Origin of the sequence: Pseudomonas sp. NPDC079086, from assembly GCF_044542155.1 — a bacterium.
Lineage (GTDB): Bacteria > Pseudomonadota > Gammaproteobacteria > Pseudomonadales > Pseudomonadaceae > Aquipseudomonas.
In genome coordinates this window covers 214,590-237,654 of the sequence record NZ_JBITTY010000005.1, presented here as the reverse complement: position 1 = coordinate 237,654, position 23,065 = coordinate 214,590, and the positions used below count along the sequence as shown (strand labels likewise).

Genomic DNA, 23,065 nt, shown 5'->3' with positions numbered 1-23,065 from the left:
TCGGCTACACGGCCGTTTCCCCATCTGCCTTCGGTACGAGCCAACGCAGCGCCTTTTCCCTCGCCTGGACCAGGTCGCGCACATAGGCCAACTGCCCTTCAACGCGCACTATTCCCGCGCGGCGTAATTGCAGGCGCACCTGTGGCGTTGGTCCGCTCAGCACCAGACCTACATGTTGCTCGCGGTAGTCGCGCAGCACATTGTCCAGTGCGGCGATGGCAGTCATGTCCAGCAGCGGCACGGCGCTGATATCGACGATCACCACCTTCACTCCAGGGGTAAAGCGCCTGAGCACGCTCAGGGCCTTTTCCGCAGCGCCAAAGAACAGCGGGCCGCGAATGGCATAGGCCAGCACATGTTCGGGCAGGTCATTAAGCGCTTGGTGAAAATGCTTGGGCAGCGCTTCGGTATCGGTCAGGTCGCTCATGCGTTTGATAAACAGACCCGCAGCCAGCAGCAGGCCGACGCCTACGGCCAACACCATATCGAACAGCACGGTGAGTATCAGGCAGGTCAGCAGTACCAACACGTCACTGCGCGGGGCGATGCGCAGGGTATGGCGCACATGCCGCGGTTCGCTCATGTTCCACGCCACCACAAGCAGCAAGGCCGCCAGTGCTGCCATCGGCAGGTAGCTGAACAAGGGGGCGAGAAACAAGATGGCGATCAGTACCACGCCGGCATGGGCAATAGCGGCCAGCGGCGAGTAAGCCCCTGCGCGCACGTTGGCGGCGCTGCGGGCAATAGCGGCGGTGGCTGTGATGCCGCCGAACAGCGGCGCGACCAGGTTGCCGATGCCCTGGCCGATTAACTCGCCGTTGGGGTCGTGTTTGCTGCCGGTCATGCCGTCGGCGACCACCGCGCAGAGCAGCGACTCGATGGCTCCGAGCATGGCAATGGCAAAGGCCGGGGCGAGCAGCTGGCGGAACAGCTCGAAGCTCACCACCAAGGGTTGGCCATCGGCGCCAGGTAGCTGCCAGGGCCAGATAAAGCTCGGCAGAAATGGCGGAATGCCGGGGTATTCGATGCCATCGAGGCTGTAGCTGAAGCGTTCGCCAATCGTCGCCACGGGAATCTGCAGGCTTTCCAGCAGCAGCCCGAGCAGTGCGCCGATGGTCAGTGCCACCAGATGCCCCGGTATTTTCGGCACCCAGCGCGGCCAGATCAGCAGCGTCGCCAGGCACACCAGCGCCACCAGGCAGTCACCCAGTTGCAGGGTCGGCAGGGCATGCAGCAGGCCGTTGAGTTGTTCGATGTAGTTGTGCGGTTCGCTGGTCAGGCGCAGGCCGAGCAGATCCTTGATCTGCAGGGTGGCGATGACGATGCCGATACCGGCGGTAAAGCCCAGCGTCACCGGGTAAGGGATAAATTCGATCAGGCGTCCGGCGCGCATCAGGCCGAGGGCAATCAGGATCACCCCGGCCATTAGAGTGCACAGCAGCAGACCACCAAGGCCAAATTGCTGGGTGATCGGCAGCAGAATCACCACAAAAGCGGCGGTCGGCCCGGAGACGTTAAAGCGTGAACCGCCAAACAGGGCGATCAGCGTGCCCGCCACCAGCACCGTATACAGGCCGTGTTGCGGCGCTACACCGACGGCAATCGCCAGGGCCATGGCCAGCGGAATGGCGATAATGCCCACCGTGACGCCGGCGCTCAGGTCGCTGTGCAGGTGTTTCCAGCCGTAGCCGGCGCGCAAGGTCTGACGCCAGGCGGAGAACAGCGGCGGTAAGGGCAGCGACATAGTGACTCCCAGGTGGCTGGGCGCAGTATAAGGGCAGTACGGTGAGGGCAGACTTGACCTAAGTCGGCTGTTGCCCATGCGTGGCGCGTGTTAGAACAGTCGGCTGAGCTGCATGCGTTGAGCCATTGCCCACCCCGGAGGTACACTGCCGGCCCCGTGTGGCCTGGTTAGCTGGAGTGAGTGATGCGTAAAGACAAGAAACAGGTGATTGGCGAAGAGATTGGTGACGAGCCGATCAAGCTGTTCCTCAGCGTGGAACCGGCCGATGCCACGCCGCCATCGCTGCACAAGCTGGTCAAAGCCTACCGCGGGCTGCGTATCGACGACTTCGAGCGCTTTGTCGGCTTCTTCGTCGCCGCCGGTTATGACCTGAATGCCAAAGACGCCCAAGACAATGATTTTGTCGCGCTGATTCAGGATCAACGCTTTGCCGAGCCTTACATCGAAGTGATCAAAGCTGCACGCGGCTAAGAGCCTACTTAGCTTCTGCTGCGTGTCGACCCTGTCGGCACGTTCTCTATCGGCCACTGTTCCGGAATATGTTGGCTGTGCGAGGTTGCTGCCTCTACCTACCTGACGTAAGGACGGGCAGCTCGCTTGAGCTCGACTGTGCTGATTTCGTCAGCCTGGCCAGGTAAATGGCTCAAGCCGCTCCACTGCCTAGGCACCACTCTAATCATTGATTAGCAGAGGAGCTGAACCGTGATCCGATTGAGCCTGGAGCAAGCCTATCAACTCGCGCAGGACATCCTGCGCAGCAATGGTTTTAGCGAACCCCACGTGCAAGCAGTGAGTGCCACTGTGCTCGCGGGGGAGCGCGATGGCTGTGCCTCCCATGGGCTGTATCGGCTGCTTGGCTGCGTACGCTCGCTAAAGGCCGGCAAGGTGGTTGCTGACGCCCAGCCCGAGGTGTTTGATCAAGCCCCGGCGATCGTTCGTGTTGATGCCCATGGTGGCTTCTCCCAGTTGGCTTTTCAGGCCGGGTTGCCTGTGCTGTTGGGCAAGGCGCGGGAGGCCGGTATCGCCGCGATGGCGATTAACCATTGTGTGCATTTCTCTGCTCTGTGGGTGGAAATCGAAGCCCTGACCGATGCCGGTTTGGTTGCCTTGGCCTTTACCCCCAGTCATGCCTGGGTCGCGCCGGCTGGTGGCAGTAAGCCGGTGTTTGGCACCAACCCAATTGCCTTCGGCTGGCCTCGGGCCGGCCATAACCCATTTATCTTTGACTTCGCCACCAGTGTGATTGCCCGGGGCGACATCGAACTGCATCTGCGTGCCGGTAAGCCACTCCCCGAAGGCTGGGGGATCGATGCCCAAGGTCAGCCCAGCACGGATGCGGCGGCGGTGCTGCAGGGGGCTATGCACACCTTTGGTGGGCACAAGGGCTCGGCGCTGGCGGCCATGGTTGAACTGATCGCCGGGCCATTGATAGGCGACCTGACCAGCGCAGAATCCAAGGCCTACGACGGCGGCGGCGACTCTTCGCCTTATCACGGTGAGTTGATCATCGCCCTGGACCCGCAGCGTTTCCTCGGTGCGGCCGCCGACGAGCACTTGGCCCGCGCCGAGACCTTGTTCGAGAGTATTCAGGGGCAAGGCGCGCGGTTGCCGTCGCAGCGCCGGTATGAGGCGCGCAGGCGCAGTGCCGAGGAGGGCGTGCAGATCCCTCAGGCGCTGTATGACGACCTCAATACGCTGATTGTGAGGTGAGGTGAAACGGGCTGCGCCTTCCCGTGGTCTCGGGTACTGCGTCTAGCCGTACAGGCAAAAAAAGCCCCGGCTGTATGCCGGGGAAAAACGAGAACCGCAGACCGTGCCGACAACTATCCGGTCACGGGTTCACGTGTGCTCTCGCCATCCACCAAGCGGGCGATGCCGAGCGGGTTGGCGTTTTGCAGGGCCGGGGGCAGTTGTGCATCCGGGCAGTTCTGGTAGCACACCGGGCGCAGAAAACGCTCGATTGCCAAGCTGCCGACGGAGGTACCACGCGCGTCGGAAGTAGCCGGGTAGGGGCCGCCATGCACCATGGCGTCACACACTTCGACCCCGGTGGGGTAGCCGTTAAGCAGCAGGCGTCCAGCCTTCTGTTCCAGCAATGGCAATAGTTCTGCGTATTGCTCAAGGTCGGCCGGTTCTGCGATCAGGGTGGCGGTGAGCTGACCGTGTAAGCCGTGCAGAGCTGCTAATAGTTCGCTGCGATCAGCCACCTCAATGATGATGCTGGTCGGGCCGAATACCTCTTCTTGCAACAACTCATCACCCTTTAGCAGCAGGCTGGCATCGGCCTGGAACAGCTGTGGTTGAGCCTGATTGCCAACCTGAGGACGGCCGCCCAGATGCTGTAGTCCTGGATGGGCGTGCAAGCGTTGCAAGCCGTGGCTGTAACTCTGCAGCGTGCCGGCGTTGAGCATGCTGTGTGCCGGTTGCTCGTGCATGCATGCGGCGAAGTCGCGCACAAATGCGCTGAATTCAGTTGAGCGAATGCCGATCACCAAACCTGGATTGGTACAGAACTGACCACAACCGAGCACCACTGAGGCCGTCAGTTCAGTGGCTATCTGTGCGCCGCGCTGCTTTAGTGCGGCCGGTAACAGCACGACCGGGTTGATGCTCGACATCTCGGCAAACACGGGGATGGGCTGTGGCCGTGCGGCTGCCATGTCGCACAGTGCTCGGCCACCTTTCAGTGAGCCGGTGAAGCCGACTGCCTGGATGGCCGGATGTTTGACCAAATCGGCGCCTGCGCCGTTGCCGAAGAGCATGTTGAACACACCCGCTGGCATCGCGGCTTTTTCCGCCGCGCGAATAATCGCATCAGCGACACACTCGGCCGTCGCCATGTGGCCGCTGTGGGCTTTGAATACCACCGGGCAACCGGCGGCCAATGCCGCAGCGGTATCGCCGCCAGCCGTCGAGAAGGCTAGCGGAAAATTGCTGGCGCCAAACACGGCCACCGGGCCGACGCCGATCTGATATTGGCGCAGGTCGGTGCGGGGTAACGGCAGGCGTTCGGGTAGCGCCCGGTCGATACGGGCGCCATAAAAATCGCCACGGCGCAGCACCTTGGCGAACAGGCGCATCTGCCCGCTGGTGCGGCCGCGTTCACCTTGAATGCGCGCGGCAGGCAGGGCGGTTTCGCGGCAGACAATGCTGACAAAATCGTCGCCCAAGCTGTCGATTTCGTCGGCAATGGCCTCAAGAAACTCAGCCCGTCGGCTGGCGGCGAGCGCGCGAAATTGTGGGTAGGCAGCAGCAGCCGCCTGTGCGGCGGCGGCCACCTCTTCTGCTGTGGCCTGGTGGAAATGATAGGGCAGCGGCTCGCCGCTGTTGGCGTCGACACTCTGTTGGGTGGTGCTGCCAGCAAAGCTGCGGCGCCCGGCGATGTAATGGTGTCCAACGAGCTTGAGCATGAATGGCTCCTATGGGTGATGGGGCAGAACAATTGCCCCGGTAACCAGGTGGCGAGACCTGGCAACACGAGGACAAACAGCAAAAGTGAATCAGGGAACGGCACTACAGCGCGTCACCTGTGGCCGAAACGGCTGTCGGCGGGGCAACGGATTTCAGGTAACAAACCGCTGGCACCAGCGACGGGGTCAGGGTCGCTGGAGCGTTTGCTGCAGGCCACCATCCAGCCGCAGTGCGCCGATCAGACGCTGCCCTGTTCGGCCGACCAGGTGGCGTACCACTGACGGAACAGCCTGTACTGGGTCTCGGCGTAGTTACGCTGGGCGTCGCTGAGGGCATCGGTTGCGTTGAAGTGCAGGGCGTATTCCTGATCGCCGTTGAGCACCATCAGGTACTTGTAATAGAGAACCAGATCGGTGCCTTCGTCGAAGGACGACAGCACATTTAGCGCCTCGGCCAGCTCCAGAGCATGACGCCGCGCGACCGGATCACCCTTGGCGGCCTTCTTGCTCAGCTCGACCAGTTGCAGCACTTCATGCGGCAGGGCATTACCGATGCCGGTAATGGCGCCGGTCGCACCGCAATTGACGAAACCATGCACCACCTGGGTGTCGACGCCGGCCATCAGGATCACGTCCTTGTCCTGCGAGGTGATGTGCTCGGCGGCGTAGCGCATGTCAGCGGCGCCGCCGAATTCCTTGAAACCGATCAGGTTGGTGTATTGGCGGCGCAGCTTGAAGAACAGCTCAGCACGGGTGGCGAAGCCGTAGTACGGGCTGTTGTAGATCACGGCTGGCAGCTTCGGCGCCGCTGCGAGAATGGCCGCAAAGTGCGCTTCCTGGGCGGCCGGCGAAGCGCCACGGGACAATACGCGCGGGATGACCATCAGGCCGTGAGCACCGACTTTGGCGGCGTGGGCGGCGTGGGATACGGCTTCGCGACTGTTTACTGCACCGGTGCCGACGATGGTCGGGATGCCGGCTGCGACCAGGCGCGCCACGCCTTCCTGGCGCTCGGCTTCGGTCAGTAGCGGCCAGTCACCCATGGAGCCGCAGTAAACCACTGCGCTCATGCCTGCTTCGATCAGCTCGCGGCCCTTGCGTACCAACGCGTCGAAGTCCGGCTTGCGTTCAGCGGTGCAGGGGGTCATCAGGGCGGGAATGGTGCCGGTAAAAATGGTGCGGCTCATGGGTTTGCCTCCTGGGCAGAATTAAAGTATTTCGTATACGAAATTAAATGGCCGTAGTAAGCCGTCTGTTTTCCGTGGTTGGGCTTAAGGCCCGGTTCGTTGCACCGGCGAGCCGGCAGTTCTAAATCCTCAACACGCCTTATCGCTTCAGCTCCACTGGCCAGGTATCAGACAACCGATAGCCCTGCGGCCAGGGATCGTCGGGGTCAAGCAGGTGCTGGTGGGTGCCGGTGATCCAGGCCCGGCCGGATACACACGGGATGATTGCCGGTCGCCCAGCGACTTCGCTGAGGCTATCGATCCGGCAGTGGAACTCGGAGCCAATGATCGAACGGCCGATAAAGCGTTCGCCGACCTGTAACTGGCCTCTGGCATGCAATACCGCCATGCGTGCCGAACAGCCAGTGCCGGTAGGGGAACGGTCGATTTTTCCAGGGCGAATCACCACCGCGTTGGCGGCGCTCAGCACGCCATCTTGGCGTTGCAATGGGCCGGCCAGTTGGCAAAAGGAAATATGCCCCCAGTCCAGGTTCAGTGGATGCACGAAGCCTAGCTGCTCGTTGGCGGCGCGGGTGATCTTCAGTCCACAGGCGGCCAGGTCGGCCGCTTCATCAGCGCCTAGCGAGAAGCCCAGCGCATGGGCGTCGGCAATGACGAAACTGTCGCCGCCATAGGCGGTGTCCACCTGCAGCGAGCCAATACCGTCGACCTCAATCCAGGCATCCAGTCGATCGGCGAAAGACGGTACGTTCTTTATTTCGACCTTCTCGACTTTTCCGTTGCGACACTGCGCCACGGCTTCGATCAGACCGCCTGGGGCTTCCAGAATCAGATGGGTTTGCGGTTCCGTCATGGGCAGGATGCCGCTCTCCAGCAGCACCGTGGATACGCACAGCGAGTTGGAACCCGACATCGGTGGCGTATCGGCCGGCTCCATGATGATCCAGGCCATCTGCGCGCGCGGATCTTTGGCCGGTACCAGCAAGTTGACGTGACGGAACACCCCGCCGCGCGGTTCATTGAGCATGAAGTTGCGCAGGGTTTGATCTTCGGCGATCCAGCGCGATTGCGCCCACAGCGTCTCGCCCGGTGGCGGCGCGACGCCGCCGACGATCACGTCGCCGACTTCGCCCTCGGCATGGCAGCTGATCACATGGATAACTTTGCTCGAGCGCATGTTGCTCTCCTAAAGCACGGATTTCAGAAAGTCGGCCGTCTCCGCGTATTGCGGGCTGACCAGCACTTGCTCGGGGGTACCGATCTCGTGCACCAGGCCATTACGGAAGAACGCCACACGATCGGAGACTTCGCGGGCGAAGCTGATCTCATGGGTCACCAGCACCATGGTCATGCCGTCTTCGGCGAGCATACGCATGGTGTCTAGCACCTCGCCCACCAGCTGTGGGTCGAGGGCGCTGGTGGCCTCGTCAAACAGCATGTAATCCGGCGACATGGCCAGGGCTCGGGCGATGGCCATGCGTTGCTGCTGACCGCCAGAGAGCTTGCCGGGAAACACCTTGAGCTTGTCTGCCAGGCCGACGTGGGTCAGTTGGCGCACCGCGACTTCCTCGGCCTCAGCCCGGCTTTGCCCGAGTACTTTGCGCGGCGCCAGCATGACGTTCTCCAGCACGGTCAGGTGCGGGAACGCATTCCACTGTTGGAAGACGATGCCGATTTTCTGCCGCAGGCGGTTGAGGTCGGTGGCCTTGTTGTGCACTTCGGTACCATCAACGCGAATGCAGCCTTGCTGGATCGCCTCCAGGCCGTTGATGCACATCAACAGGGTCGATTTGCCGGAGCCGGAGCCACCGATGATGGACACCACCTCGCCCTTGTTCACCGTCAGGCTTACGCCCTTGATCACATCAAGGTCGCCGAAGGACTTGTGTACGTTTTCGATCTCAATCATTTTCCTGCCACCTTTTCTCCAGTTGATTGCCCAAGCGGGCCACCACCAGGCTGATGAAGTAGTAGATAAGCCCGGCGATGCACAGCACCAGCAGAGGCTCTTGGATACGTGTGACGATGATTTGCGAGGCGCGTAGCAGCTCGACAATGCCGATCCACATGACCAGGGCGGTGTCTTTCATCACTGACAGGGCCAGGTTGAGCCAGCCAGGGAAGGCGATGCGGGTCGCCATCGGCAGGACGATGTAGCGCAGGTCTTGCCAGTAGTTCATGCCCAGTGAGCGCCCCGCCCGGCGCACGTTGGGGGATACCGCCAGTACGCCGCTACGGACGATCTCGGTGCAGTAAGCGGCGGCATACACGCCGAGCACGGCGCAGGCGACGGCGAACGCGCTCCAGTCCAAACCGGCAATGCTTTTCAGCGAGTTGAACAAGACGAACTGGATCAGCAGCGGCACGCTGCGAAAGGCATCCAGCACCCAGGCTAGCGGCAGTGTGGCGCGTGGCAAGGTGGCGCGCAGCAGGCCGCAGATAACTCCGCCAGCGGTGCCCAGCAGCATGGCCCACAGTGTCAGCAGGATAGTGGTCCAGGCCCCTTGCAGCAGGAACAGCAGGTCGGTCGAGGTGATGCTGGTAGTCAACATGGCCATTACCCTCCTAGTAGCGGAACAGGCGCCAGCCGAGGAGGCGGGCGACCAGTACGATGGCTTTGGCGATCAGGTAGTAAAGAACCGCCGCGAGTGCGAAGTACTCGAAGGTGCGGAAGGTCTTCACGTTGTAACCCTGGGTGACCCCTGTAAGGTCATTGTTGAGACCGACGATGACGCCCAGCGAGGTCATTAGTACTGCCCAGACCATCTGATTGGTCAGTGGGTAGAACACGATGCGCAACAGCTGCGGAATGATCACCAGTCGGTAGGTCTTGAATGCACTCATACCCAGCGAACGGGCCGCACGCATCTGCGTCTCCGGCACCGCCTTGAGCCCGCCGCGAAAGTTTTCCGCCAGGTAGCCAGCGTTGTTGAAGGTGATCCCAGCGAGCAATGCCGCCCATGAACTGATGTGAATGCCGAACGAGCCGAGACCGAAGTACAGCAAGTAAATCTGGAACAGCGACGGCGTGTTGCGCGCCACTGATACCCAGGCATTGCTGAAGCCTCGGGCTAAAGGGTTTTTTGTTTGCCGCATCAACGTCAGACACAAGGCGATCAGTACGCCGAAGATCATCGACAGGGCCGCGGTTTCGAAGGTCACCCACGCGCCGCCGAGCATGTCGGGCAGCGCCTTGAAGGCCGAGCGCCAGTGGAAGCTGTAATCGAACATTGCTCAATGAACTCCTTGGCGGGATGTTTGGCTCAACCAATTCGGCAGATCGCCGCTGGCTTGACCGCTACAGGCTGCGTCGACGCACGCAGCCAGGCTGGCGAAGTGCACGCGGCGGCCAACCAGGCCCGGTGCGTAATGGGCGTATTTGCCAGAGTTGGTCATCAGGTTCTTGGCGCCGACTGGTAGCACCGGCTCACCGAGCATGCACCAGCAGGTATCGGTGACGAATTGCACGCCGAAAGCCTCCAGCACGTCGACATGTCCGGCTTCTCGTGCTTGCTTAAGCACGTGGCGGCCGCAGGTGATCACCACTGCCACATCCTGGTGTTTATCTCGGCCCGCACAGAGCCGGGCCAACGCCGCACATTCACTTAACGAGAAATGCGGATTGCCCAGCGACACCAGGCCGAGGTCTGGGCTGCTGGCGCTGTTCAGTTCGTGCCAGCTGGCAAGTAGGTCTTGCGCGGTAATATCAAGCTGGCGCTGCGCTGCTATGCCGCCCAGTGCCTGTTCGCAGGTGGCTGCTTCTGGGGTCACGCCGACGATATGGAACATCGGCGCGCCTGAGGTGGTGGCGAAGGCCGCACCGAAGGCTTTGAGGTCATCTCGGCTTGGCTGCGCCTGCTGCAAACCGCAGATCACGGGGATCTGGCTGCCGGCCAGAGCGCCGATGTGGTAACCGAGCAGCGGGTAGAAGGCGTCGTCCACGTCGCCCAGCGCCGGCACGTTGATCTGTAGCGTGGCCAGTCGCCCTGTGGCCAGGTGACAGCCGATCAGCGGCGCTCGGCCAGTCAGGGCAATGCAGATGTCGAGAAAGTCTGGGTATTTCTGGGTGCGGGCCGCCAGCACGCTATTGGCAAATACCACGGCGTTGGACTCGGCCCAGACCACCTGATCGCCGGCTTCTGGCGCGCTATCGAGCAGGTAGGGCGCGCAGGTAAAACTCAGCTGGGCGCCCATCGCCATATAGGCATCGCCCAAAGCGCTGGCCGGTTCGGCAAAGGCCGGGTCAATGCCTTGGGCGCGCCAGCGTCGTTGGTCTACCGAGATGGCGTTGAGCGTCGTCGGCACCCGCACCTTCGCACCCCACGCAACCAATTGCTCGGCGAAGCGCAGGCTCGCCGGGCCGGTATAGATGCAGCCATCGATATGCGCTTGGCTGATGTCGATCAATTCGCGAGCACCTTGTAACTCCGCCATGCGCAGGACGATCTGCATGGCCACCTGCGCGGCTTTGCCGTGGTCGCCAGCGAGCACTGCGTGGTCGTAGTCGGTGAGTGTCACGTTGCTGTGCTGAGGCGATTTTTCAGCTGTCAGTGACGGCGCTGCTTGGTCGTCTCTAGGTACTGTGAGGTAAGCATCGATTTGGCTGCCTTCGATTCGTACAAAGGTGCAATCGCTTAGGCGTTCGAATGCCGCTTGGCCGATACAGATAACCGGCAGGCTGCGTTCGAACAGCGCCTGGGCAATCAGAACGCCCAGGCTGAGAATTTCTTCGGGGTGCGCCACTACTAGAGCGGCGGGTGCGTGCCCGTTAAGAATCAGTTCCAGCAATACGCTGCTGCCAGTGCAGGAGCCGCGGCCGCTGGGAATGGCCAGCACGCGTCTGCTGATGACGTTACCGTTCAAGGGGTGATGGCGGTCGATCACTTCGCCGCTGAAGGGGTCGACCCCGCCCCAGAAGCTCAGGCCAACATCTGCATACAGCAAATCGCCTTGCGCGCTGCCACTGACCAGGCAGCGTGCTTGCATAGAAAAATCAGGCATCTGTAGCTCCCGTACGACCTGCAAGCAGGTCGTACGTTGATGGATGGATTATTCGCTGCGACTCAGTAGTAGACGCCGGGTACCGACAGGGTGGCCGGTGCGATTTCCTTGCCGACCCACTTGTCCCACAGCTCCTGATAACGGCCGGTACGCACCTGCTGGTTAACGAACAGGTTCATGTAGTTGAGCAGGCCGTATTCGTTACGCTTGGCCGCCAGCGACACGTAATCGATGGTGTAGGGCGCGTCACCGGCGATCTTCAGGCCTTTGTATTTGCCCGACTTGAGCGTTGCGGCAGCGACGGTGTTGGTCACGACGGTTGCGTCAATGTGCCCTTGGGTGACGGCAAGAATGGTGTCGTTGAGGCTCTGGTACGCGCGGAAGCTACCACCGCCCCAAGCCTTCACGTCTTTCTCCAGGGCGATGGCCTCATAGGTGCCGCTGGTATTGCCGACCGGGTGGCTTTTGAGGTCGGCGTAACTGTTAATACCGCTGTCTGCACGGGTCAGCACAACCATTTGGAAGGCAAAGTAGGGCACGGTCATGCCCACGGTCTTGGCGCGCTCCAGGGTGTCGGACGTGGACGCGACGATGACGTCGGCGCGCCCGGAAATGAGCGCAGGGATGCGATCAGGAAAAGGCGTTTCGACCACTTCTGGGGTGACGCCCAGGACCTTGGCCAGATCGCCGCAATAGTCGACGTCGAAACCTACGGGGTTATTCGCTTCATCGCGAAAGCCCATCGGTGGAAAGTCCAGGGTGACGGCGCAGCGCAGCTTGCCGGACTCAATGATGTCATCGAGCTTGTCGGCCTGGGCCACGTTAATAAAGGCGGTGCTCAGAACAGCTGTGAGGGCTACGGCGAGTGTGGGGTTTTTCATAGGGGCCTCTAGGTCTGGTTGGGTCGAGCATTGGTATAGATTGGATTTGGTATTGCGGATTTCGTATACGATATTGGATATGCATCGGTCATGCCAGAACACTCTTAGGCGATTGAGAAACGCATATTGAGGATCGTGTGCTTGGCTACAGCGCCTGTGGGCTGGGTTCTGGGCTACAACGCCGAAGGCCACACCTGGCCATCACGCTGCGCGTGTGGCCGCGCACGAAAGGACGCAACAGCATTGTGGTGTCACAGAAGGAAGCAGGGCGTGTGGGTGTGCACCGTAACGTTGCGCTGCAGGGTAACAATCGCGGCGCAGAGGTTTGCACTGCTGTCAGGGGCGGCGTTGGCTGTCGCGGTACTGGCTTGGGGATAGCCCGGTCAGGGCTTTGAACTGCCGGCTGAACGCGCTGTGGTCGGTGTAGCCGCAGCGCAGGGCTATTTCGGTGATCGGCAGTTCGCCGGCTAGCAGCTGTGAAGCCGCACCGAGGCGAGCCTGGTGGATCATCTGCCGTGGCGTGAGCTGGAAAATACGCTTGCACAGGCGCTCTAGCTGAGCGATGGACAGCCCGGCGATGCTGGCCAGGTGTTTCACTGCGATGGGGTGGGCGTAGTGCTGACGAATATGCGCGTCGACTGCTGCGAGCTTTTGATACGCCGGGTGGCTGGCCTGTGGCGCTTGTAAGTCGTAGGAAATACCGGCCATGCCGATGATCGTGCCCTGACGGTCATGTAAGGCCAGTTTGTGGGTTAGGCACCAGCCAGGTTGACGGCCAGGGTAGAGGTGTAGTTCAAGCTGATCGCTGAGGGGCGTTCCAACGTCCAGCACACGTCGGTCCTGCTCGGTATACAGCGGGCCGAAGCGCGACGGAAAGACTTGTTCAGCGGTTTTGCCAAGCAGGGTTTGCCGCTCTTTCAGCGCACAGCGCTGCACAAGGGTTTGGTTAACCAGTACATAGCGCGCTTGGCAATCCTTGATAAAAAACACCACCCCGGGCATGGCGTCGAGTAGCGGAGCGATTACCTGCAAGCTGCCGAGTAATTCGTTCAGGTCGCAGGGCGGTGGTAGCAGTTGGCTTGGGGCGGGAAACAACATGGGCCGGGTCCAGGCAGAGCGAGTGGATGCCGCTGGTAGCGGTTAGCGGCACCACTTTATAGCTGCGCGCCGGTCATGGGGAAGTATTGCTAGCCTGCGGCCGGTGGTTCGGCCAGTTGCAGCAGGGTCGCGCAGCGCACGGGGGACAAAGGCACGCGTGGCGTCGGCGTTTGCCAGTCGAATAGATACTCGCAGGCCGCGCCGCAAATCCGTCCCTGACAAGGGCCCATGCCACAGCGGCTGTGCAGCTTGGCATCGACCCAGCCACTGCGCTCGGCAAGGGCCGAGTAGGGCACGTCTTCACAGCGGCAGACCAGCGTGTCGGCCTCGGCCAGCTGTTTCAGCTGTGGATTGAGGGCGAAGCGCCGGCTGAGTTGCCGGGCAAAGGCTTGCCAGCGTTTACGTTGCGGCCACAGCGCGCGGGCCTGGTGCTGCTCGCCAACCGCAGCATGACCGGCGATGGCTCCTTCAACCAGGGCCAGTTCGCTGCCGCCAAAACCGGTGCATTCGCCGGCAGCGTAATGATCGGCCCGGCTGCACGCTTGCCAGTCATCGACGGCAATTGCCTGGTCTACCACGCGGCATCCCAAGGCCTGGCCCAGTTGGGTATTGGCGATTAAGCCAAAGCCGCAGGCGAGGCGCTCGCAAGGGATTTCTACGATTTTTCCGAATTGGTTCAAACGCACGGCTTCTAGTTTCTCGCTGCCGAGCGCGGCCACGACGAAACTGTCGCTACGGTAGTGGCTATCCAGCAGTTGCGTGGCTTGCAGCAGTTTGCCGGGCCAGCGTGCCAACTGCAGAGTAAAGGCCGACAGGGCTGCAAGGCTGGCCTGTTCGGCAATTCGTTGAATCTGCGCACCGGCCTTCCTGGCGCTGGCGGCACTGGCCAGTAACAGTGGGCCGCTGCCGGCAATCACCAGGCGTTCGCCAGTTAACGGAATGCCGCCTTTGACCAGCGCTTGCAGACCGCCTGCGCCCGTGACGCCGGGCAATGTCCAGCCGGGAAAGGGCAGAAGCAATTCACGAGCGCCAGTGCAGAGGATCAGCTTGCTGTAGCGAACGTTCCAGGCGCTGTTGTCATCCTCCAGCAGCAACTGTTGTGGGCCAGCGATGGCGACTACGCGGGTTGCCGCAAAGAGTTGCACGTTGTTCGCGGCGGCCAACGCCGCGCGGTAGCGTTGAGCGGCGGCAGGTAGCTGCGCCTGTGCGCCATCACGCCAGATTTGCCCGCCGGGCGCCGGGTTGTCGTCGATGATGGCGATACGCGCACCGCTGGGGGCGGCTGCCAAGGCGGCGGCCATACCCGCAGGGCCCGCGCCGATGATCAAGAGGTCGAAGTCGCGGGTCATGGCTGAGTCTCCACCTGCATGCCGGTGCGGCACAGGGTTTGGCAGGCCAGGCGGCGCTGGCCATCGATGCTGACGCGGCATTCCTGACACACGCCCATGCCGCAAAATGGCGCGCGGCGCTGGCCGCTGACCGAGGTCCGGCTGCTGCCGTCACTGCCGAGGTAGAGCGCCGCTGCGACCGTTGTACCTTGGGCTACCCGCAGCAGTTGGCCATCCAGGCTGAGCTCAATCATCGCTGCTGCTCCTTGAGTTCAGGGGTGTGGAGAAAACGTTCTGGACGATAAGGCGTGGGGTCGATCGCTGAGGGCTCCCCTAGAAGTTGCTCGGCCAGTAGCTGCGCAGTGCCGGGTGCCGTGGTGACGCCCAAGCCTTCATGGCCAACGGCGAGCCATAGGCCTGGCTGTTGTGGGTGGACACCAATCATTGGCAGGCCGTCCGGGGTGGCGGCGCGAAAGCCGGTCCAGCTGCGTATCGCGTTCAGCTGGCCCAGCTCTGGAAGGTAGTCGATAGCGCGTTGCAGCATGCGTGCGAGCACGGCACCCTCGACCTCTGGGCTGAGGCTGTCGAACTGGCGCGAAGAGCCCAGCAGAATCTGCCCGGTCGGTCGCGGCTGGGCATTAAAGGCGACTGACGTGCCGGTGGAGGCATGGGCGCTGGCCGCGTAGCCGAGTTCAACCAACTGATGCTGAATACGGCCGGGGTAGCGATCGGTTATCAGCAGGTGGCCTTTTTTCGGACGAATCGGCAGCTCTGAGCACAGGTCGGTGGCGTGAACACCGTTGGCCAGGACCACTACCTTAGCCTGTAACCAGCTGCCATCAGCCAGACGTACACGGTTGCCCTCGACTGCGCTGACCTGTTCACAGCGCTGGCGAATACGTACACCACCTTGAGCCAGTAACCAGAGGGCGGCATTGGGGGCATAGACGATGCTGTCAGCGGCCACCTTGAGTGCGCCGCTGAGGCCGCGCCGCAGCATTGGTTCAGCCTGGTGTAGGCGCTCGGCATCCAGCAATTGGCAGGCGATGCCTTGAGCACGCAGGGTTGCGCCCTTGTGCTCGGCGGCCTGCAGTTCTTCCTGGTTCGCCGCTAGCCACAAGGTGCCGCAGTTATGGTAAGCGCAGTCTGCGGCGAGTTGTGGCGCCCATTGCTGCCACAATTCGATGGAATAGCGACTCAGGGCCAGCTCTGCCGGATTATCGTCCATTGCGACTAGATGACCCATGCCAGCCGCCGTGGCACCACCGCGCTGGCTGTCCAGCACCACAACATGCATGCCGCGCTGGGCGAGAGCCATGGCGCAGGCGCTACCGACTATACCGGCGCCGATAACGATGACATCCGTGTTCATCCGCGAATGCCCCAGGCGAAAGGATCGTTGTCCTCCAGCAGCAGGGTGGCGTCGGCGCTGATGTGGGCACGGCCGCGGATGGTCGGAATAACGCGCCCGTCGTCTTGCCATTCATAACTGCCTTCGAACTGGCTGCCAATCACGCTGGCCTGGCGCCATAGAGTGCCGGGTGCCAGCTTGCCGTCTGCGGCCAGGCAGGCCAGTTTGGCGCTGGTGCCGGTGCCGCAGGGGGAGCGGTCGTAGGCCTTGCCGGGGCAGAGCACAAAGTTGCGGCTGTCTGCTTCGGCGTCTGTGGCGAATAGCTCGATGTGGTCGATTTCCTCGCCGTCTTCGCCGAGGATAGCTTGCGAGGTCAACGCTTGGCGTACGGCCCAGCAATAGTCGGTGAGCGCTTCGATATTGTCCCCGGCAATGCGCTGGCCATGCTCGGCAATCAGGAAGAACCAGTTACCACCCCAGGCGATATCGCCGCTGACGGTGCCGAGCCCCGGCACCTGCAAGATGACGGCCTGGCGATAGCGGTAGGCTGGGACGTTGCGCACACTGACCGAACCATCCGCATGCAGCGTGGCCTCGACCGTGCCGACGGGGGTTTCAATGCGGTGTATCCCGGGCTGGATGCGGTCCAGGTAGGCCAGTGAGGCGACCAAACCGATGGTGCCGTGGCCGCACATACCGAGGTAGCCGGTGTTATTGAAGAAAATCACCCCGCAGCTGGCGCTGGGGTTCTGTGGCTCGCAGAGCAGTGCGCCAACTAAGACATCACTACCTCGTGGTTCCAGCACAACAGTGGCGCGCCAATCGTCGAAACGTTCGGCCAATAGTTGGCGTCGTTCGAGCATGGTGCCCTTACCTAGATCGGGGAAACCTTCGATCACCAAGCGGGTTGGCTCACCGCCAGTGTGGGAGTCGATGACGTGGATGCGTTTCATGGCTGCAGGCACCTGCGCAAATGGAGTGCCTGCAAGACTGGGGTTTCGCTGCGATGACGGCTTGATGGCTTTCTTAGCCGCTCATGACGAAATCGGCACAGTAGCGTGCCGACTATTACGCCTGATTTTCGAGGCGCGGGCAGCCGTGATCAGTTCGGAGTGAGCCGGTTTGGCAAGTGTTCGTACAGCGTGCGGCAGACGCCGATGATGTGCTGTTCGATCAGCATGGCCGCCTTATCGGCATCACCCGCACGGCAAGCCTCAAGGATTTCCCGGTGCTCATGGTCAGCGCGGTCTTTGCCTGCGGACAAACTCATCTGCATGCGCAGGTAACGTTCGATTTTGTCGTGGATCGAGCGGATCAAGTTGACCAAGAAGGGGCGTTGAGCCGGCTCATAAAGGCAGGCGTGCAGCGCCCAATTCAATTCTGCCCAATGGCCGATATCAGTTTCGCCAATGAACGCCTGGCAGATGCGCTCCGCTTGGGCGAAGGTTTCTTCAGTCATGTTTGGCACCGCCAGGCGGATGGCCTGCACTTCAAGCAACACACGCACCTCGAAGATTTGCGCCAATTCAGGCTCGGAGATACGCGTTACCACCGCGCCTTTGTTGCGCTGGAACACCACCAACCCTTCAGCTTCCAAACGCTTGAGCGCCTCACGTACAGGGATTTTGCTGACATTGAACAGGCGGGCAACATCGTCCTGGCGAACTGGCTCGTCTTCGGCAAAGTGGCCACCGATGATGGCCTCGCGCAGGTGCTTGGTGATGACTTCCGAGGCCGTTGGGGTAACGCCTAGGTTGGGCGCATTGAAACTGGGCAGTGGCAAGAGGCAGGCCTCGCGTTGGTCAGAAGTGCAGATATTGTATACGAGGTGCGTTCCGTTGCGCCTACCGCTCGCTACCTTGCGACTGAACGGCCTGGTAGCGCGATCTGTTTTGTCGAACAAACCGCCAGAGCTTTTTGCCTGTAATCACGCAAATCAATAGTGCTGGGCGAAGCGAGACGACCGGTCATATTCTTGTCGGCATGAACTCCAATATCCGACTCGACAAGCGTGACCTGATCCTCGCCAAAGGCGCCGAGGTGATGACCCGTCGTGGTTATCACGGTGCCGGCGTGCAGGAAATCGTGCAGGCGGCGGGGGTGCCGAAGGGCTCCTTCTATCACTACTTCGCCAGCAAGGAAGACTTTGCCCTGCAGGCCCTGCAGCAGGTTTACCAGCCACGCCTGGCGCGTTATGCCGAAGCCCTGAGCAACCCGGCGCTAAGTCCGCGCGAACGCATCCTTGGTTATTACGCCGAACTGGTGGAGCACTTCGCCCGCCAGGAGCGCCTGGAATACCACTGCTTTATTGGCAGCCTGAGCTTCGAGATGGCCGAGCTGTCGCCGACTCTGGGCGCGCAGGTCGATGCGATTCTGCAGGCCTCGGCGGACACCCTCGAGGCCTGCCTGGAACAGGCGCAGGCCGCCGGTGAATTACCCGCCGGTGAAGATTGCCGCAACCTGGCAAGCTTTATCGCCAATGCCTGGCAAGGCGCGCTGACCCGGCTCAAGGTGGCGAACAATACCCGCGCCCTGACTGACTTTATCCAACGCCTGCAGCTGTTGCTGCAGGCCTGATCGCACCCCTATTAACCAGTTGCGGCGCTCTGGCCGCCCCGAGGAATGATGATGACCGATCCCGTTAAAGCGCTGTTCCAACCCTTTACCCTGGGCAACCTGGAGCTGCCGACCCGTGTGGTCATGGCGCCGATGACCCGTTCCTTCTCGCCGGGCGGCGTACCCAACAGCAAGGTCATCGAGTACTACCGTCGCCGTGCTGCTGGCGGTGTTGGCCTGATCGTTACCGAAGGCACCACGGTTGGTCACAAGGCCGCTAACGGCTACCCGAACGTGCCGCGTTTCTACGGTGAAGACGCTCTGGCCGGCTGGAAGAAAGTGGTTAATGCAGTGCACGCGGAAGGCGGCAAGATCGTTCCCCAGCTGTGGCACGTAGGTAATGTGCGCAAGCTCGGTACCGAGCCGGACGCCAGCGTCCCAGGCTATGGCCCGAGCGAGAAAATAAAAGAAGGTAATGTCGTGGTTCACGGCATGACCCAGGACGACATCAAGGAAGTGATCGCCGCCTTCGCCCAAGCCGCTAAGGATGCCAAGTCCATCGGCATGGACGGCGTGGAAATCCACGGCGCACACGGCTATCTGGTCGATCAGTTCTTCTGGGCCGGCAGCAACCAGCGCACTGACGAATACGGCGGTGACCTGGCGCAGCGTTCGCGCTTTGCCATTGAACTGATCCAGGCCGTGCGCGCCGCAGTCGGCCCTGAGTTTCCGATCATCTTCCGTTTCTCGCAGTGGAAGCAGCAGGACTACAGCGCGCGTCTGGTAGAAACCCCAGACGCCCTGGAAGCCTTCCTCAAGCCACTGTCTGACGCCGGCGTGGATATCTTCCATTGCTCGACTCGGCGCTTCTGGGAGCCAGAATTCGACGGCTCCGAGCTGAACCTGGCTGGCTGGACGCGCAAGCTGACCGGCAAGCCGACCATCACCGTCGGCAGCGTCGGCCTGGACGGCGAGTTCCTCCAGTTTATGGTCAACACCGACAAGGTGGCTCAGCCGGCTAGCCTGGAAAACCTGCTGGAACGCCTGAACAAGCAGGAGTTCGACCTGGTGGCAGTAGGCCGCGCGCTGCTGGTTGACCCGGATTGGGCGGTAAAAGTACGCGATGGCCGCGAGCAGGACATTCTGCCGTTTAGCCGCGATGCGTTGACCAGCCTGGTTTAACAATCTGCTCGGATCTGCTGCACCGCGAGATCCGCAACAGGCTTTAAACACCCGTTTTATTGTGTGCGTCGCATAACGGCGCAACACTCCTCAAGCCCCGGCACATCGGGGCTTTTTTTCGTCTGCATATCGGCCTGCTTGTAGGCGCGGGGGCGCCTAGTTCCATGGCCGCGAAGCCCTTATCGCGGCCATGGGCCGCGCCTACAACCGGTTGGTGCGCGACGGTCACAGGCAAGCTGCGCACCGTTGACTAGTATTGCCAGTGCCTCGCCATCAGGTACCGACTATGAAACGTGTTGTGCAGATCGCCGTATCCCTTGTCCTGCTGTTGCTGATTAGCCTGGCCGCAGCGGTCGCCTGGAACTGGGCGCCGGATCGCTCTCTGGCGGACCTCAAGCCGCGCTGGGCCTTGCCACCCTCAGAGTTTCTGGCCATCGACGGCATGCTGGTGCACCTGCGTGATCAGGGCCCGCGCGATGACCCCGCGCCGATTGTGCTGCTACACGGCACCTCGGCCAGCTTGCACACCTGGGAAGGCTGGGTGGCTGTGTTGCAGACTAAACGTCGGGTGATCAGCCTCGATCTGCCAGGCTTCGGCCTGACCGGGCCATTCCCCGATGGCGATTACCGCATGGCCCATTACAGTGCCTTCCTCAGTCATGTGCTGGATCAGTTACAGGTTCCGCGCGCGGTGGTGGCGGGCAACAGTTTTGGTGGGCAACTGGCTTGGCAATTTGCTCTGGACCATCCGCAGCGCGTCGAACGTCTGGTACTGGTGGACGCCGCTGGTTACCCGCGTAATGCCACCTCGATACCTATCGGTTTTCGCCTGGCGCAGATCCCCGCGCTGGCGCCGCTGATGGCCAACCTGCTGTCCCGGCAGATGATCGAGGCGAGCATCCGTAACGTCTATGGCGATCCGGACAAAGTCAGTGATGAGTTGATTGATCGCTACTATGAGTTGACCCTGCGCGCCGGCAATCGCGAAGCCTTGCGCCAGCGCTTTATCCAGGCCGAAGCGGGGCAGAGTTACAACCGTATCGCTGAGCTCAAGGTGCCCACGTTGATTATCTGGGGCGGCCGCGATGAGTTGATTCCGCCGGTCAACGCCGAGCGCTTCAAGCGCGATATCAAGGGCAGCCGTCTGGTGCTGTTTGACGAGCTGGGCCATGTGCCCCAAGAAGAGGACCCCGCGCGCACCGTGGCGGTGCTGATGGGCTTTCTAGAGGGCTAGCTGGGTTTTGCGGCAGCTTTTTGCTACGCACTAAGCTGCTGATATTTCGAGAGAGATTGCCTGCGCAAAAGAGCTGGCGTGCTTTGTGCTAATGCACTTTGCACGGATTGGCTTTGCTCAATCTTGGTCTAGGCTCTCGGAATAACAATTATTCGGCAGGTGCAGTATGCCCAAGGCCATCAGGATGTTTGTACACGCAGTGGAAGCGCTTAATCGCGTTGTCGGCCGCTTCGCTATGTACTTGATCTTCGCCATTCTCGGCGTGCTGTTGTACTCCTCGATCAGCAAGACCTTCTTTGTACCGGCTGCCTGGACGCTGGAGTCGGCGCAGTTTTTGATGGTTGCCTACTTCCTGCTCGGCGGCGCCTATTCCATGCAGCTCGATGCCCATGTGCGCATGGACCTGTTTTACAGCCGTTGGTCGCCACGTGCTCGCGCGATCATCGATGCGATCACCATCGGCTTTCTGATTTTCTATTTGGTATTCCTGCTCTACGGCGGTATTTCCTCGACCCAATACGCCCTGGAATACGGTGAAACCAGTTACTCGGCCTGGTCGCCACCTATGGCCCCGATCAAGATCATTATGTGCATCGGCATCGCTCTGATGCTGCTGCAGGCTATCGCCACCCTGTTCAAGGACATCGCCGCCGCGCGAGGGGAAACGCTGTAATGGATTACGAGCTGATAGCCCTGCTGATGTTCTCCTCGATGATGTTGCTGCTGCTCACTGGCAAGCGCGTGTTTGGCGCGATTGGTTTTGTCGCGGTTGCGGCGGCGCTGCTGTTATGGGGCGATGGTGGGTCGGAAGTTGCCTTCAGCGCCGCCATGAAACTGATGAAGTGGTACCCGCTGCTGACCCTGCCGCTGTTCGTGTTTATGGGCTACATGCTCTCCGAGTCGGGGCTGGCTGAAGACCTCTACAAGATGTTCCACGTCTGGATGGGCCCGCTCAATGGTGGCCTCGCCATCGGCACCATCGGCCTGATGGTGGCGATCTCGGCGATGAATGGCCTGAGTGTGGCCGGCATGGCCATCGGCGCCAGTATTGCCCTGCCGGAACTGCTGCGCCGTGGCTACGACAAGATCATGGTTACCGGGGTGATTCAGGCCGGCAGCTCCCTGGGCATTCTTATTCCGCCAAGCGTGGTGCTGGTGCTGTACGGCATGATCGCCCGTCAACCGGTCGGCCAGCTGTGGCTGGCCGGCGTGTTTCCCGGCCTGCTGATGGCGGGGCTGTTTATCCTCTACATCGCCGTGCGTTGCCGCCTGCAACCTGAGTTGGGCCCTGCTTTGTCCGAAGAAGAGCGTGGGCAGATCAGTCGGCGCGAGAAGCTGCTGCTGCTCAAGGCCGGCATCGCACCACTGTTTATCTTCTTCTGCATGACCGGGCTGTTTCTCATGGGCATTACCAGCCTGGTGGAAAGCTCGGCGGTGGGTGCAGCGGCGGCAACCCTGATGGCGTTGGTTAAAGGCCGTTTGACCCGCAGCGTGATGGAAGAAACCCTGCGCAAGACCCTCGGCATCAGCTGCATGTTTATGTGGATCATCCTCGCTGCCCTGTGTTTTGGCGCGGTGTTTGACGGCCTGGGTGCGGTCAAGGCGATTGAGGCGTTCTTCCTCGAAAGCCTGGGGCTGGGGCCTTGGCAGGTGCTGATTCTGATGCAGCTGTCATTCATCATCATGGGTATGTTCCTCGATGACACCGCCATGCTGGTGATCGTCGCCCCGCTCTATATTCCGCTGGTCGGCGCTCTGGGCTTTGATCTGGTCTGGTATGGCGTGCTCTACACCATCACCTGCCAGATCGCCTATATGACCCCGCCATTCGGCTACAACCTGTTCCTGATGCGCGCCATGGCTCCGCCAGAAGTCTCGCTGCGCGACATCTATGTGTCGGTTACCCCATTCGTGCTGATCATGGTTCTGGCGCTGGTGCTGGTCATGGTCTTCCCGCAGATCGCCCTGTGGTTGCCGCAGTGGCATTACGGCAGGTGAGCACATGAGTTTCAGCAGCAGGCCAGCGCAGTTGTATCTGTAGAAGCCAGTGAGGATTGCCGCGGCGCAGTGCCGCTTATGCCGTACGCAATCCT

General features: G+C 61.4%; 22 protein-coding genes. 7 read left to right on the top strand and 15 right to left on the bottom strand.

Annotated features, from left to right (window positions below):
• Positions 1–4 precede the first annotated feature (4 nt).
• Entirely contained in the window at positions 5–1,744 is a 1,740-nt protein-coding gene (dauA, locus tag ACIGEK_RS20615) for a C4-dicarboxylic acid transporter DauA (RefSeq protein ID WP_397495111.1), read from the bottom strand.
• 183 nt (positions 1,745–1,927) lie between these two features.
• Between dauA and ACIGEK_RS20610 the strand changes: the two genes are divergently transcribed.
• Positions 1,928–2,215, top strand: a complete 288-nt coding sequence (locus ACIGEK_RS20610; RefSeq protein ID WP_397495110.1) for a PA4642 family protein — start codon at positions 1,928–1,930, stop codon at positions 2,213–2,215.
• A 231-nt stretch (positions 2,216–2,446) separates the two neighbouring features.
• Positions 2,447–3,454, top strand: coding sequence for an Ldh family oxidoreductase (locus tag ACIGEK_RS20605; RefSeq protein ID WP_397495109.1), 1,008 nt, complete (start codon positions 2,447–2,449; stop codon positions 3,452–3,454).
• Positions 3,455–3,567: 113 nt separating this feature from the next.
• Here the strand turns inward: ACIGEK_RS20605 and ACIGEK_RS20600 are convergent, their stop codons facing one another.
• From ACIGEK_RS20600 to ACIGEK_RS20535, 14 genes are all read right to left on the bottom strand, one after another.
• On the bottom strand, positions 3,568–5,154 hold the full coding sequence (locus ACIGEK_RS20600; RefSeq protein ID WP_397495108.1) for an aldehyde dehydrogenase (NADP(+)): 1,587 nt from the start codon (positions 5,152–5,154) through the stop codon (positions 3,568–3,570).
• 239 nt (positions 5,155–5,393) lie between these two features.
• On the bottom strand, positions 5,394–6,341 hold the full coding sequence (locus tag ACIGEK_RS20595; protein WP_397495107.1) for a dihydrodipicolinate synthase family protein: 948 nt from the start codon (positions 6,339–6,341) through the stop codon (positions 5,394–5,396).
• Between the two features lie 139 nt (positions 6,342–6,480).
• Entirely contained in the window at positions 6,481–7,518 is a 1,038-nt protein-coding gene (locus ACIGEK_RS20590) for a proline racemase family protein (protein WP_397495106.1), read from the bottom strand.
• A 9-nt stretch (positions 7,519–7,527) separates the two neighbouring features.
• Positions 7,528–8,250 (bottom strand): amino acid ABC transporter ATP-binding protein, encoded by a 723-nt coding sequence (locus tag ACIGEK_RS20585; RefSeq protein ID WP_397495105.1) that lies wholly within the window; start codon positions 8,248–8,250, stop codon positions 7,528–7,530.
• Positions 8,243–8,893 (bottom strand): amino acid ABC transporter permease, encoded by a 651-nt coding sequence (locus ACIGEK_RS20580; RefSeq protein ID WP_397495104.1) that lies wholly within the window; start codon positions 8,891–8,893, stop codon positions 8,243–8,245. The genes ACIGEK_RS20585 and ACIGEK_RS20580 overlap by 8 nt, the downstream gene beginning before the upstream one ends.
• Before the next feature lie 13 nt (positions 8,894–8,906).
• Positions 8,907–9,572: an amino acid ABC transporter permease gene (locus ACIGEK_RS20575; RefSeq protein WP_397495103.1), complete on the bottom strand. Its 666-nt coding sequence runs from the start codon at positions 9,570–9,572 to the stop codon at positions 8,907–8,909.
• Between the two features lie 3 nt (positions 9,573–9,575).
• Positions 9,576–11,342: an aconitase X gene (locus tag ACIGEK_RS20570; protein WP_397495102.1), complete on the bottom strand. Its 1,767-nt coding sequence runs from the start codon at positions 11,340–11,342 to the stop codon at positions 9,576–9,578.
• 62 nt (positions 11,343–11,404) lie between these two features.
• Positions 11,405–12,223 (bottom strand): transporter substrate-binding domain-containing protein, encoded by an 819-nt coding sequence (locus ACIGEK_RS20565; RefSeq protein ID WP_397495101.1) that lies wholly within the window; start codon positions 12,221–12,223, stop codon positions 11,405–11,407.
• Positions 12,224–12,559: 336 nt separating this feature from the next.
• The gene (locus ACIGEK_RS20560; RefSeq protein WP_397495100.1) at positions 12,560–13,321 is read right to left on the bottom strand and encodes a helix-turn-helix domain-containing protein; all 762 of its coding nucleotides are present in this window, start codon (positions 13,319–13,321) and stop codon (positions 12,560–12,562) included.
• An 89-nt stretch (positions 13,322–13,410) separates the two neighbouring features.
• Positions 13,411–14,670, bottom strand: coding sequence for an FAD-dependent oxidoreductase (locus tag ACIGEK_RS20555; protein ID WP_397495099.1), 1,260 nt, complete (start codon positions 14,668–14,670; stop codon positions 13,411–13,413).
• Positions 14,667–14,903, bottom strand: coding sequence for a (2Fe-2S)-binding protein (locus ACIGEK_RS20550; RefSeq protein ID WP_397495098.1), 237 nt, complete (start codon positions 14,901–14,903; stop codon positions 14,667–14,669). Before ACIGEK_RS20550 ends, ACIGEK_RS20555 begins: the two co-directional genes overlap by 4 nt.
• On the bottom strand, positions 14,900–16,021 hold the full coding sequence (locus ACIGEK_RS20545; protein ID WP_397495097.1) for an NAD(P)/FAD-dependent oxidoreductase: 1,122 nt from the start codon (positions 16,019–16,021) through the stop codon (positions 14,900–14,902). The genes ACIGEK_RS20550 and ACIGEK_RS20545 overlap by 4 nt, the downstream gene beginning before the upstream one ends.
• Positions 16,018–16,953 (bottom strand): 4-hydroxyproline epimerase, encoded by a 936-nt coding sequence (locus ACIGEK_RS20540; RefSeq protein WP_397495096.1) that lies wholly within the window; start codon positions 16,951–16,953, stop codon positions 16,018–16,020. Before ACIGEK_RS20540 ends, ACIGEK_RS20545 begins: the two co-directional genes overlap by 4 nt.
• Positions 16,954–17,102: 149 nt before the next feature.
• Entirely contained in the window at positions 17,103–17,777 is a 675-nt protein-coding gene (locus ACIGEK_RS20535) for a GntR family transcriptional regulator (protein ID WP_397495161.1), read from the bottom strand.
• Positions 17,778–17,983: 206 nt separating this feature from the next.
• Between ACIGEK_RS20535 and ACIGEK_RS20530 the strand changes: the two genes are divergently transcribed.
• From ACIGEK_RS20530 to ACIGEK_RS20510, 5 genes are all read left to right on the top strand, one after another.
• A complete protein-coding gene (locus tag ACIGEK_RS20530) occupies positions 17,984–18,577 on the top strand; it encodes a TetR/AcrR family transcriptional regulator (RefSeq protein WP_397495095.1) in 594 nt (197 codons plus the stop codon).
• Between the two features lie 51 nt (positions 18,578–18,628).
• Positions 18,629–19,738, top strand: coding sequence for an NADH:flavin oxidoreductase (locus ACIGEK_RS20525; RefSeq protein WP_397495094.1), 1,110 nt, complete (start codon positions 18,629–18,631; stop codon positions 19,736–19,738).
• Between the two features lie 286 nt (positions 19,739–20,024).
• Complete coding sequence (locus ACIGEK_RS20520) at positions 20,025–20,972, top strand: alpha/beta fold hydrolase (protein WP_397495093.1); 948 nt, start codon at positions 20,025–20,027, stop codon at positions 20,970–20,972.
• A 166-nt stretch (positions 20,973–21,138) separates the two neighbouring features.
• A complete protein-coding gene (locus ACIGEK_RS20515; RefSeq protein ID WP_397495092.1) occupies positions 21,139–21,645 on the top strand; it encodes a TRAP transporter small permease subunit in 507 nt (168 codons plus the stop codon).
• A complete protein-coding gene (locus tag ACIGEK_RS20510; RefSeq protein WP_397495091.1) occupies positions 21,645–22,970 on the top strand; it encodes a TRAP transporter large permease subunit in 1,326 nt (441 codons plus the stop codon). The genes ACIGEK_RS20515 and ACIGEK_RS20510 overlap by 1 nt, the downstream gene beginning before the upstream one ends.
• Positions 22,971–23,065: the final 95 nt, after the last annotated feature.